This window comes from Halobacillus andaensis (assembly GCF_014636475.1).
In the GTDB taxonomy this organism is placed as follows: domain Bacteria; phylum Bacillota; class Bacilli; order Bacillales; family Halobacillaceae; genus Halobacillus_A; species Halobacillus_A andaensis.
In genome coordinates this window covers 190,366-202,031 of sequence record NZ_BMEL01000002.1, presented here as the reverse complement: position 1 = coordinate 202,031, position 11,666 = coordinate 190,366, and the positions used below count along the sequence as shown (strand labels likewise).

Sequence of the window (11,666 nt, the reverse complement as noted above, 5' to 3'; positions counted from 1 at the left end):
CAAAAAAGGAGCGCTCCCCCAAGCGCTCCTTTCTTAATTCAATCTCTTTTAATTAACACTTTTCCAACCGTTCGATCTTTCGCTTCGCCTGTGACTTCCATCTTCAACCCGTAATTCGGTACGTTGCGTCCGGCATCCGGCAGAGCTTTATTTAAGTAATTCTTACTATCGTCGAATTTTTTCACAAACTGTTTGTTCTTATCTTCAATCGTTCCTCCTAACGTGTCATGATAGTCAATAAACATTTTTTCATCATGCCGGAGACTAAATGCCGCGTCGTGCACCTGGAACCGCGTGGAGGCTGCTGCTCCATCATCCCAGAAAATCCCCTTCTGATCGGCATCCACTACACCTAGATAGCCTTCCCCTGGGTGCAATCCTGTCCAGTTATCGCTATATTTATTATCGGCGTACCAGATGACCAGTCCAGGATCATAGGACATTAAGCTGGCGCCGCGGCGGATATTTCCTAAACCTTTATCTACACCTTGATGGTTTCTCCATTCAAGTAAATAGTAGTGTTCCGAGTTTTTCACCCCGGTGTCTTTCGTAAATCCGTCTAACGTGACTTTCGGTTCTCCTTCTGCATCATCAAAAAGTAAATCAGTATCTGCTCCTTCAACGGAGACGTGAATGTCATCAACGTAAAGACCGGGGTTAATAGCTGCTACATCTGTCCAATAGTTAATTTTTACTTCCATGTTCTTACCGGCATAATCACTTAAATCAAATTCCGCATCTACCCAGCCGTCGGATTTCCCTGTGATGCCGTGCCCAGGGTTCTGCTCATGCGGGTCGGTGTCGGTCGTAATGTTGCCTGAAATGGCGTCCCACTCATCTGAACCCGCTTCCTTTACTTGAACCGATCCATAATCCCAATCGGTTTCAATATCGTACCATGCTTTAAAGCTGAGCTCGCCTCCTCCATTCGTTAAGTCCACTTTAAATTCAGCAGAATGATCAAGGTTATTTCCGCTGCCGCTGAAATATTGATACTCGCCGCTGTACGGTGTATTGATCACGGTTTCTTTATTCGGAAGATTAATACGCATCGCATCTAAATTGGTTCCTTTCGTATTCGCCTGATCGAGCACGACCTCCATTCCTTTTTTATCAATGTCCTTGAGATCTACTTCATCATATTTCAGCCAGTTGCCGCCGTGAGCCGCCTGCAGGTATTCCTTCGACCAGGCGCTGAATCCAGTCGGCTCCGTACCTGGAATGTCCCCGGCCCAGCTGCCGCTCGACATGATCGACCAGTAGGCTACCGGCTCCCCGGCACCGGAATACTGCGTGTCGTATTCATCCGGGAGGCCGAGATCGTGGGCATACTCATGAGCGAAAACGCCGGCTGCTCCGTCGGCTGGCTCGATCGTGTAATCATAAGCGGCCATTCCACCGCCCCAGTAACCTACTTCTGCCGCTGGTGCTCCGGGAATCCCATACACACCTCCGAGGTTCCAACGGTGCGACCAGATCGCATCTCCCGCTAATTGACCGCCTCCAGCCTCTTCCCCAACTGACGAATGAACCACCATTAAATGATCGACCAGACCATCCGGTTCACGTGTATTACCGTCCCCATCCAGGTCATAACGATCCTCCTGATCAAATTGTGATAAATCCAATTCAGGGTCCGCCGCTGCAGCTGCTAAAGCTTCTTTGACGAGGGACCGTGGTTCCTTATCATTGCCGTCCGGCTCCGGCACATTCGCACCGTAATATGCCGCTGGATGTTCGGCTTCGTACCAGCCGGCTACCGTTCCTTCAACGGTGTACGCTCCGTTTGTCTGTTCCTCATAAAACTGCTTCATCGATACGAGGTTCTCGCCGCCAGGCCCTTCATACCCGTCGTCGCCAAAAATCATATCCTCATAATGTTCTTTTACGTATTCTTCATAATACATGTCAGTGTCCTCGGACTTAATTTGATCCGCTTTGAAATCCGGGAATTCCACTAACAGGACGAGCACTTGATCGGTACGGACATCGCCGTCATAGTCCTCCTCTACGGCGGAATCAAGATTCTTCTTCCCTTTTTTCGCTTTATCTTTGGCTTTATTTTTATTGCCGTTTTTCAGTTTTTCTTTTACATCCTCCTCAAGCTTCTGTTTTTCTTCATTCAGCTCGCCATCGTCCTCCAGCTCTTTGAGACTTTCCGATTTCTTTTTCAAAAATTCTTCTAAGCCCTGCTGCGCTTCCTCGGGTGATGCTTTATTAGAAATATCACCGCGCTCCTTCAGCATTTCGATCAGTCGTTCTTCGTTTGCGACAGCTAAGTCAAACGGACCTTCGCCGTGCGCGTGTTCTTTGGTTGATTCTTCCGCCGACACAATCCAAGCTGGTGATGCGGTAAACAAGCTTGTACATAAAACTGCAATCAATACCATGGACCAAAACTTTTTCACTCTCAACTTCCCACTCTCCCGGTATGTATATTTTCGCAACGACTTAACTATATTCTAATTTCAGAAAATTGAGAATCATACCATGGTCTTATTGTTTCTACCTTTTTTTACACACATTTCCATCCGTTTTCTAGGATTCATCGGGATGTGACACAAAGCGGTTAAATTCCTGATCAACTCATCAAAAAAGGCCAGCTCCTTTGTAAAAGGAACTGACCTCCTGTTAGGATGTCTCTGGATAATCTTTAATCATGTGGTGAACTTTCTCTACTTCACCATCTGGAACGAGCAAATACCACACTTCACCGATATACGTGCCATCGCCTTCCACTTGATACGTATCTATGGTTTTCCGTGCGCCGCGATAATCCGTAGCCAGCGTACGCATATCAGAGAAATCCATATTGGTGCTGACATTGTCGCCTAACACATCTAAAATATCATGAAATTTATTCATGCTGCTGAAGCTTGCGCCTTTGCTAAGGACCCCTTCAATCACCTGACGCTGACGTTCATTACGGCCGGCATCGCCTTGAGGGTCGTCTTTTCTCATTCTTACATAAGCCAGCGCTTCGCGGCCATCTAAATAAAGTTCACCTTCAGGAAAGTCAAAGCGCCCATTTGAAAACGCCAGCTCATTCTCAACAGTAACGCCATCGACAGCATCCACAAGCTGCTCTAACCCTTCCATATTGACCGTAGAAAAGTAATCAATTTCAATATCGAGAAAATTCTCTACTGTGTCCACAGCCATATCACTGCCGCCAAAAGCATACGAGTGATTAATTTTGTCCGTTGTTCCGCGGCCGATGATTTCCGTACGCGTGTCTCTCGGGATACTCACCATCTGCATGCGTTCATTATTCGGGTCAAGCGTCAGTATGATCATCGTATCTGACCGTCCGCGGTCATTGGCTCTCTCATCCACCCCTAGTAAAAGGATGTTCAGCGGCTCTTGATCTTTTACCTTGCCCTTCGTTATGTCGTTATCTATCGAATCTACTGATTCATGGACGTCCTGATCGACCGTGCTCTTTACGTTATGGTAGACATAATAAAGCCACGTTCCCCCGCCTGCGATAAATAACGCCAGAATAACCAACGAAACTCTCCACCATCGAATTTTTCTTCTCTGTTTACTTTTTCTCTGCCTTCTGTTCATATGTACCCCCATCATCCTTTTCTCTCTAACTCACCATTATATCTTATTTTTATGAAATCTGTAAGAAAAATTTTCAAGTACGGGGGATAGGCTAGCTCGTAAATCTGTTATAATTTTACTATTACAGAAAAGGAGCCAGGCCGATGACAATGATCGATAAATTGAAGCTCGACAAGTATTCAACGCTGACTGTACTTAATGAACCCGCCGATTATGACCTGTTTTCAGGCTGCCCGTCTGACCTCACACAGAAGCATGACGCTATTTTTATTTTCATAGAAACAGTGGAAGAAATGAAAGATTATACGAAGCACATTATTAAAAATGACCTGCTGCTTGAGGGCGGCTATCTTTATTTCGCTTACCCGAAAAAAGGAAATAAGCGTTATGAGACGTATATTCACCGAGATGAGATTTTTCCAGCATTATCGATTGGAGACGATCGTTACGTCGACGGAAGCGATGTGAAGTTCTCACGAATGGTCAGTATGGATGATGTGTTTACGGTTACTGGATTAAAACGTGAGAAAAAGAGAGCAGTAAAATCCACAGCGGCAAGTCAGTCTGTAGCGGACTACGAGGATAAAATTGAGGATGTTAAAGAAATGCTCCGCCAGTACCCTGAGGAACTCGCCTTCTATGAAAAACTGACCCCGGGTTATCAAAAAGACTGGGCACGGCAGATTTTTTCCGCAAAGCAGGAGAAGACCCGTCAGAAACGCTGCCAGCAGATGGTGGACGTTTTATCGCAAGGGTATAAGACGCTGGATTTGTACCGGAGAAAACAAAGATAAGCTTAAGCTTCTAAGCATCATCTCGAAACGGCCAACTCTCTCGACTGAGTTGGCCGTTTCTCTATTCTATTCAGTGTTAAGGCAGAGCAATGATATCACGGCTTCTGCGCCACCACTTGAATCACATGACCAAGTCCAGTATGACGGTCCCCTTCATGACGTACCGCTTCGCCGTAGTAAAAATGAAGCACTTTGCAGCCTTCGATCCAATGCAGAACATCAGCTGGGTCATAAAGCAGATCCTTTGATGGCGGTCCGCCCGTGCCGTATTCCAGCTGTTCTTCGGAATAGACCTCAAACAAAATATAACCTCCAGGCTTTACTGAAGTGAAGATACTTTTCATAAGAAAGGGCTGACCCGACTTAGGCACGTGCCCAAACACCATGACCGCTGCGTCGCTGCTTAATGTTCCGACTTCATCTTTCGTTAAATCCGCCTGTACAGGAGTGACTTCTACACCTTGTTCGCGGGCAAGCTCGCTCATTTTATCAAGACCAATCTGCGACTGATCATAGGCCGTCACTTTATGACCCTGACCTGCTAAATAAACGGCGTTTCGTCCTTCACCTTCTGCAAAGCATGTCACCTTTGCATTCGCAGGTAAGATCCCGGCATGCTGCCTGATGAACTCATTCACTTTCGTTCCATAGACAAATCCTTCTTCAGCAAAACGCTCATCCCATTGATTCTTAGACATCATGAACTCCTCCTATTTTCGTTTGGATCCTCCAAATAACTTCAACATGAGTACATAGACCAGCGCGAAAAAGAAAGCCTGGATAACGTTCATCACCCAGTTGACTTCCTCAAAGCGTACGTAATCGATCACGCCGGCGCCGATAAATACGGCTAGAAAAAGAATGACAAATCTCCTGAACACCTCTTGACCCCTCCCGACCATTTTCTGTCTTATTAGTGTACCAGAAATTAAGAAATGCCGGTCAATTAAGACTTTGGCCGGCATTTCCATGAGGTTAAGCTGTTTTCCTTAAAGGAACCTTCTGCTTTTTCGCAAGGCCGTTGACTACAACGACACCTAAAATCGCTACTCCCCCTCCAACAAGAGAAAGCGTGCTCGGCCATTCCTGAAGCCATATCCAGGCGACGAGGATCGCCACGAGAGGTTCTAAGTACATCATGCTGGTCACTGAGCTTGCATTTCCGAGCGAGAGGGCGGTTGCCCACGTCACGTAAGCTACACCTGCTGGAAAAATTCCGACATAAAGGGCAGATAGATTCGCTTCAAGCGTCGCTCCCGTAACGGAATCCCATACCCCCGGCGAAAAAATCAGAAACGGAAGCGTTCCTGCCCATGTGAAATAAGCGGTCAATTCAAGCGGTCGATAGCGAGCAAATAACGGCTTTTGAAAAACAAAGAAAATAGACGTTGCTACCGCTGCCATTAACACGAGCCATGCTCCCGCAGATATGGAAAAAGAATCCCCTGAAGTCCCTAGTGTAATCAGAAGAATTCCGGTAAACCCGATGCCAAGACCGAGCCAGCCGAATAAGCCGAGCTGTTCCCTTAAAAACAGGACGGCAATGAGCGCAGTAAAAATCGGTGCAGAGCCTATGAGCATGCCTGCTGTGCCCGCGGAGACGGTGATTTCTCCAAAGGTGACGCCAATGTGATAAAGACTGATCCCGACCCAGCCAAGCAGACAAATTTTTAGAATGTCTTCCTTGCGAGGAAGGCGAAAACGAACCCCAGGCCATAACGCCAATAAAAGAAAGACAGCAGAAGCAATGAGATAACGGACCAGCACGAGGTGACCGGCGGTATATCCTCCGTGAAGACTGGCGCGTATCGCAGCGAATGTGGATCCCCAAATAATGATCGTTACTAAAGCCAGCATCATAGCTTTTGCATTCATGTGATCTCCCCCCTTTCCGCTTTCACACATTAGCGAATAGAAGTGTTCTTTTACTCTTCATCTTAAGGGGTGGTCACTGGAAAAACAAGAGAACACTGATCGTTTTTACCAATTATTATAAATTCTCGACCAATAAGTAAATACCCGTAAACAATAAAATCAGATAAGTAAACACCCGAAATAACTGAGGGCTTACCCAGTGAAACAGCCTTTGCCCTGCATACATCCCGCCGAAAACAAGAGGCAGTGCAAGGCCGCTCGACACCCAAATTTTCGGATTGGTGCCCGCAGCGAATACTTGAATAAGGAGGCTTGCCAAATAAATGAATAAATAAAAGGCAAGCGTCGTCGCTCGCAGTGTCTCTTTTTTTGTATCTGTTCCAGAAAAGTAAAGAAGAAGCGGCGGGCCCGGCATGCCGATACTCGTCGTCAGGATGCCTGAAATCCCGCCGACCCCGAGGTCTCTGCCCATTGTTTGATCCATGCGAAACTTTAAGATGAGAAGAATCGTTAACACTAAAATAATAACGCTGACCACAAGCTTCAGCCTGACGATATCAAGGCCAAGAAAGACAAACATTCCTAGAGGCAGACCAACCGCACTTCCCATCGCAAACCGTTTCACGATGCCGAAATCGACATCATGATAAATCTTGCGGATGAGGACCATTGATATAACCAGAGATAAAATTAAGTTGATTTGAATCGCTTCTTTTGGTTCAAACAAAAGCAACAAAAAAGGCGTGGCTAAAATGGAGAAGCCAAACCCTGTGCTCGTTTGAAGAATCGATGCGATCGCTATGATGACAATAAACAATACAATATCCAATTGAACTCCGACCTTTTCAAAATAAATTCCATTTCTATCTTATCATACGCCTTTCCCTCCCCTTGATCATGTATAATTTTAATAAAAAGATCCATAAGGAGAGAGACGATGTACACTGCAACCATTCGAAAGATCGGTCAAATTGGGGTTCCTGTACAAAATGTTGAACGAGCGCTTCATTTTTATCAACATCAATTAGGTCTTCAACTGCTGTTTCATACGGAAACGATGGCTTTCCTGGAATGCAATGACGTTCGCATCCTGTTAACTCTTCCTGAAAAAGAAAAGTTTTCTCTTCACAGTTCTGTGATTTACTTTCAATCAGATGATATTGAGCAAACCTATGAGGCACTGAAAGAAAAAGGTGTCTCCTTCATAGACGAGCCTCACGTCGTGGCTAAAATGGATCATTCGGAAACGTGGATGACGTTTTTTGAAGACACGGATGGAAACGTCCATGCTCTCATGAGCGAAACAACCATTTAATCTAAAATAAAAGCCGTGCTCTCGAGAATAACAGCTTCTGGAAAAACAGGTCTTTTTGTTCAGATTTTTTAAAGTTTTCTAAATAATTTGATTTTGCATTCCACACCGTGTATCCTCATTTGTATACGCTTACAAACCGTACATAGAGGAGGAACAACATGGAAGCAACGAAAAACAGATGGCTGATTGCTTTATCAGCTATTGCCATTCATCTCTCCATCGGGGGCGCGTACGCATACAGCGTTTACACGACTCCCGTCAGTGAAGCAATGGGCTGGACACCTACTCAAGTAACGATCGCATTTACAATTATGATGGCGCTCGCTGGTTCCTCAGCCGCCCTGTTTGGAAAATTTGTTGAAAAAAGCGGACCGCGTAAATCAGCGATGGTCTCCGCTGTGTTATTTGGAATAGGACAAGCTGGATCCGGAGTGGCCATTGCCGTCGAATCCCTTCCCCTTTTTCTGCTTACTTACGGGCTTGCAAGCGGCCTGGGACTTGGAATTGGTTATATTTCACCTGTTTCCACCCTTGTAAAGTGGTTCCCTGACCGAAGAGGATTAGCAACTGGATTAGCCGTACTGGGCTTTGGAACAGGAGCTCTTATTACAGCGCCCTTAGCTGACAGCTTAATGTCATCTGTAGGAATCTCTAATGCATTTTACTTACTAGGCGCTGCTTATTTTATATTTATTATGCTCGGTGCTTCATACATTGCACCGCCTCCAGAAGGCTGGATGCCGTCTTCTATGAAAAAAGATATGGCTTCCGGGAAAAAGGTCTTTAAAAAAGACTTGCAGCAATTAACGTCAAGAGAAGCGGTGAAGACAAGACGATTCTGGCTGTTATGGGGCATGATGCTCATTAACACGACCGCGGGAATTATGATGATTTCCGTTGCATCTCCGATGGCTCAGGAAGTCGTCGGTTTATCAGCCGCTGCAGCCGCAACGATGGTCGGGATCATGGGGATCTTTAATGGCGGAGGACGAATTGGCTGGGCCGCAGCTTCAGACTATCTTGGCCGGTCCAATGTTTTTTTCATCTTTTTCGTGATCCAAATGATTGCCTTTTTCACCCTTCCATTAACGACAAATGTTATCTTGTTCCAAGTGTTTATTTTCCTCGTCGTCAGCTGTTACGGAGGCGGATTCTCCAACCTTCCTGCGTTTATCGGCGACTTGTTTGGAACGAAGCAGCTCGGCTCCATTCACGGCTATCTCCTAACGACTTGGTCGCTCGGAGGCGTATTCGGCCCGATGCTTGTTTCACAAATTAGAGCACAAACCAATGGGTACACGGCCGTATTTTATGTATTCTTCGCGTTAATCACACTTGCGTTTATTCTTTCCATCTTTATGAAGCGAGACATTAAGAAGATTGAGAGAGAGATGCATGAGAAACAAAGAGAAGAAGAAGCGGTAAACTATTAATATATGAGCTAAAAACTCCGGTCTATGGCCGGAGTTTTTTTGATAGATAATCCGCGTAATTCAATGAGTCTACCTGGGGTCAAACTGTTTTATTAGCCTGTAAAACGTAAAGCGACTCGCTCGTCCCGCCTTTTCTTGTTTCCAAAGCTAATTTTAAAAAAACTATTGACAGACTATTCAATATACAAGTAGAATAGTCGTTAAATTCATAAAATTCTTATCGAGAGCGGTGGAGGAACCTGGTCCTTTGATCCCGCGGCAACCTGTTTAAAAAACAAGGTGCTCCTTCCAGCAGACACTTTCTGTCTGAAAGATAAGAGTCGGGACGTTCAAACCAACCCTTCTATTTTTCTAACAGAAAAGTAGAAGGGTTTTTTTATATTTTAAACGGAGGGAAAATTAAATGGCAGATCAACAAACACAGAAGAAGTCAGCATTACGTTCCATTGAGACGCAAAGCAAGCGCACCAGTCAGTTTCAGAATGAGCACGCGATTCGGGATTTTACGTTTACGATTGATGAACCAGAGAAGCTTGGCGGTTCAAATGAAGCATTAACACCTATGGAATATATCATCGGCTCGCTAAACGGCTGTTTCATGATCGTTGTTGAAATGGTGGCGAAGGAAAAAGAGTTAACGATTGAAAAGCTGGATGCTTCTTCTAGCGGAGCCATCGATCGCAGAGGATTGTTCGGGACAGCTGATGTGAGCCCGCACTTTCAAACCGTGACGCTGCAAGTGGACGTTACGTTTGCAGAGGAAGAAGTAGACGGAGAAGATTTTATTCAACGCGTACAGAAACGCTGTCCGGCTTACAACTTGTTTAAGGATGCAGACGTGAAAATTGAAGTGATTTGGAACATCAACAAGGAGGAACAAGCATGAGTTCATATGGATTTTGGGTCATTTCACTCGCCGTTTTATATACCCTTGCCCTCATCATCGCAGGTAATGTAGCAAAACGAAAAGCCAACAGAGGAGAGCAATATTTCGTAGGCGGGCGGACGTTTAGATGGTGGACGGTTGCCTTTTGTATTACCGGACTCTTCTCAGGGTCGACGTATATATCAATTGTCGAGCTTTCCTACCTGACCGGCATTTCAGCGATTTGGTACGGCGTAGCAGAAACACTTCAAGTCTTACTGATCGCCTTATTATTAATTAAGTCATTCCGTGAAAAGTTAATCGTCACGATTACCGGTTTAATCGGCGATCAATTCGGCAGACGCGCGAAAGCTTTATCAGGCGCGATTACGGCCTTTGCCTTTCCGATGTGGTCCGTAGCTACAGCCATTGCCTTTGCTTCTGCCTTTCACGTGTTTACCGGCGTTTCGTTATCCTTATCCGTCGCTTTTACAGCCCTCTTACTGTTTGTTTATTTACAGGCAGGCGGAATGTGGTCGGTCGCATTTACACAAACGATGAACACGTTTGTTTTTGCCATCATGTTTATCATTGGTACTGTGGCCTTCTTTATCAATCCAGGCATCTCCGGCTTGCAGCAGCTTGCAGCCGATCAGCCGAACATGTTTGATTGGGGCGGTGCCGGCCTTCAAGTGATCCTTGTATGGTTTGCCACTTTCCTAGTAAACGTGATTTTAGCGCAGGCTGCTTTTCAGATGGCGTTATCTTGTAAAACGCCGGAAGAAGGCCGCAAAGGCTTAATCGTTGCAGAAGTGATGAGTGTTCCTTTTATTCTATTAGGTATTTTATTTGGCTTATCTGCCGCTGCTGTTGTTCCAGACGCAAGTTTAGGACTCGTTGCTCTCCCACAATATTTAATGGAAGTGCTGCCCGCTCCATTCGTCGGTCTGTTCTTCTTAGGCATCTGGGCTTGTGCTCTCGGATGGGGAGCACCTTGTCAGTTCTCAGGAGCAACAAGTCTTGGTAAAGACGTCGGGAGCGCCATTTTCCCTGGAGCTTCTCCAGAACAGCTTGTGAAATATACAAAATGGTCACTGCTGCTGCTGACTGGACTTATGATCATCTTCGGCTTCCTGCGCACAGAACAAGCCGCCTGGTGGAACGTACTCGCCTGGACCATGAGAAACTCAGCCACCTTCGCACCAGTCGTCGCTGCTTTATTCTGGCCGCTCGTTACAAAGCGAGCCGTCCTCGGCGCCCTATTTGGCGGGTTCGCAGCAGGCTTGATCTGGTACCACTTAAGTAATTGGCACCCAACTGATTTCTTCTTGAATATCCACCCGGTTTGGGTAGGAATGAGCGTCAACATTCTTGTTATGGTTCTGTTTACCGTTGCTTTCAACTATGGAAATTGGAAGATTACCAACAATCGTTCTGTAAAAGGAGCCGTTGTGTTGACTACCCTTGCAGCGCTGCTTGTCGTTAACGGATTGTTCTATGAATCTCTTCACGCCGCTGGTGTTGTAGGCATGACACTCTTCCTTAATGTACTAGCCATATTTATCGGAAGCATTATTTATATCAAACCGAAAGTGACAGAAGAATCTGCTCAAGAGCAGGTCGTCTCTTAAAAAGATAGAAAAAGAAGTCGTTCAGAGCTGGTGGAGATAACTTTAACCGAAAATCATTAGCGTAGTCAAAATACCGAAACAGTGGAGCAGCTCTATTGCAGCAAGGGAACATAAGGGTACCAGGTACCGAAAAGCTGTAAAAGAGCGAAGTGCCAAGTGTGAATTTCGGTACCTTGTACCCGG

At 45.7% G+C, this 11,666-nt stretch carries 11 protein-coding genes and 1 riboswitch; of the genes, 5 read left to right on the top strand and 6 right to left on the bottom strand.

Going from position 1 to position 11,666, the window contains the following annotated elements; genetic code table 11:
- Positions 1-38: 38 nt before the first annotated feature.
- A complete protein-coding gene (locus tag IEV27_RS08495; protein WP_245345407.1) occupies positions 39-2,390 on the bottom strand; it encodes an immune inhibitor A domain-containing protein in 2,352 nt (783 codons plus the stop codon).
- Between the two features lie 241 nt (positions 2,391-2,631).
- Positions 2,632-3,570, bottom strand: coding sequence for an LCP family glycopolymer transferase (locus IEV27_RS08490; protein WP_188377042.1), 939 nt, complete (start codon positions 3,568-3,570; stop codon positions 2,632-2,634).
- A gap of 143 nt (positions 3,571-3,713) precedes the next feature.
- Here IEV27_RS08490 and IEV27_RS08485 point away from each other — a divergent pair, with 143 nt between their 5' ends.
- Entirely contained in the window at positions 3,714-4,364 is a 651-nt protein-coding gene (locus tag IEV27_RS08485; protein WP_188377041.1) for a YdeI/OmpD-associated family protein, read from the top strand.
- A gap of 95 nt (positions 4,365-4,459) precedes the next feature.
- On the opposite strand, the gene IEV27_RS08480 is transcribed toward IEV27_RS08485, so the two are convergent.
- The 4 genes from IEV27_RS08480 to IEV27_RS08465 all read right to left on the bottom strand — a co-directional run bounded on the left by IEV27_RS08480 (position 4,460) and on the right by IEV27_RS08465 (position 7,068).
- On the bottom strand, positions 4,460-5,062 hold the full coding sequence (locus IEV27_RS08480; RefSeq protein WP_188377040.1) for a class I SAM-dependent methyltransferase: 603 nt from the start codon (positions 5,060-5,062) through the stop codon (positions 4,460-4,462).
- Positions 5,063-5,074: 12 nt separating this feature from the next.
- Positions 5,075-5,245, bottom strand: a complete 171-nt coding sequence (locus tag IEV27_RS08475) for a hypothetical protein (protein WP_188377039.1) — start codon at positions 5,243-5,245, stop codon at positions 5,075-5,077.
- Between the two features lie 94 nt (positions 5,246-5,339).
- Positions 5,340-6,239 (bottom strand): DMT family transporter, encoded by a 900-nt coding sequence (locus IEV27_RS08470; RefSeq protein WP_188377038.1) that lies wholly within the window; start codon positions 6,237-6,239, stop codon positions 5,340-5,342.
- Positions 6,240-6,354: 115 nt separating this feature from the next.
- A complete protein-coding gene (locus IEV27_RS08465; protein ID WP_188377037.1) occupies positions 6,355-7,068 on the bottom strand; it encodes a sulfite exporter TauE/SafE family protein in 714 nt (237 codons plus the stop codon).
- A gap of 108 nt (positions 7,069-7,176) precedes the next feature.
- Here IEV27_RS08465 and IEV27_RS08460 point away from each other — a divergent pair, with 108 nt between their 5' ends.
- The 4 genes from IEV27_RS08460 to IEV27_RS08445 all read left to right on the top strand — a co-directional run bounded on the left by IEV27_RS08460 (position 7,177) and on the right by IEV27_RS08445 (position 11,483).
- On the top strand, positions 7,177-7,554 hold the full coding sequence (locus tag IEV27_RS08460) for a VOC family protein (RefSeq protein ID WP_188377036.1): 378 nt from the start codon (positions 7,177-7,179) through the stop codon (positions 7,552-7,554).
- Positions 7,555-7,712: 158 nt separating this feature from the next.
- Complete coding sequence (locus IEV27_RS08455; protein ID WP_188377035.1) at positions 7,713-8,987, top strand: L-lactate MFS transporter; 1,275 nt, start codon at positions 7,713-7,715, stop codon at positions 8,985-8,987.
- 214 nt (positions 8,988-9,201) lie between these two features.
- Positions 9,202-9,307, top strand: a riboswitch (SAM riboswitch).
- Positions 9,308-9,390: 83 nt separating this feature from the next.
- Positions 9,391-9,873 (top strand): OsmC family protein, encoded by a 483-nt coding sequence (locus IEV27_RS08450; protein WP_188377034.1) that lies wholly within the window; start codon positions 9,391-9,393, stop codon positions 9,871-9,873.
- Positions 9,870-11,483: a sodium:solute symporter family protein gene (locus tag IEV27_RS08445; protein ID WP_188377033.1), complete on the top strand. Its 1,614-nt coding sequence runs from the start codon at positions 9,870-9,872 to the stop codon at positions 11,481-11,483. The genes IEV27_RS08450 and IEV27_RS08445 overlap by 4 nt, the downstream gene beginning before the upstream one ends.
- Positions 11,484-11,666: the final 183 nt, after the last annotated feature.

Bases quoted from the DNA above. Each gene is read 5' to 3' on its own strand.
- IEV27_RS08460 (WP_188377036.1), top strand. From the start codon at position 7,177: ATGTACACTGCAACCATTCGAAAGATCGGTCAAATTGGGGTTCCTGTA.
- IEV27_RS08470 (WP_188377038.1), bottom strand. From the start codon at position 6,239: ATGAATGCAAAAGCTATGATGCTGGCTTTAGTAACGATCATTATTTGG.
- IEV27_RS08490 (WP_188377042.1), bottom strand. From the start codon at position 3,570: ATGAACAGAAGGCAGAGAAAAAGTAAACAGAGAAGAAAAATTCGATGG.
- IEV27_RS08480 (WP_188377040.1), bottom strand. From the start codon at position 5,062: ATGTCTAAGAATCAATGGGATGAGCGTTTTGCTGAAGAAGGATTTGTC.
- IEV27_RS08495 (WP_245345407.1), bottom strand. From the start codon at position 2,390: ATGGTATTGATTGCAGTTTTATGTACAAGCTTGTTTACCGCATCACCA.
- IEV27_RS08455 (WP_188377035.1), top strand. From the start codon at position 7,713: ATGGAAGCAACGAAAAACAGATGGCTGATTGCTTTATCAGCTATTGCC.
- IEV27_RS08485 (WP_188377041.1), top strand. From the start codon at position 3,714: ATGACAATGATCGATAAATTGAAGCTCGACAAGTATTCAACGCTGACT.
- IEV27_RS08450 (WP_188377034.1), top strand. From the start codon at position 9,391: ATGGCAGATCAACAAACACAGAAGAAGTCAGCATTACGTTCCATTGAG.
- IEV27_RS08445 (WP_188377033.1), top strand. From the start codon at position 9,870: ATGAGTTCATATGGATTTTGGGTCATTTCACTCGCCGTTTTATATACC.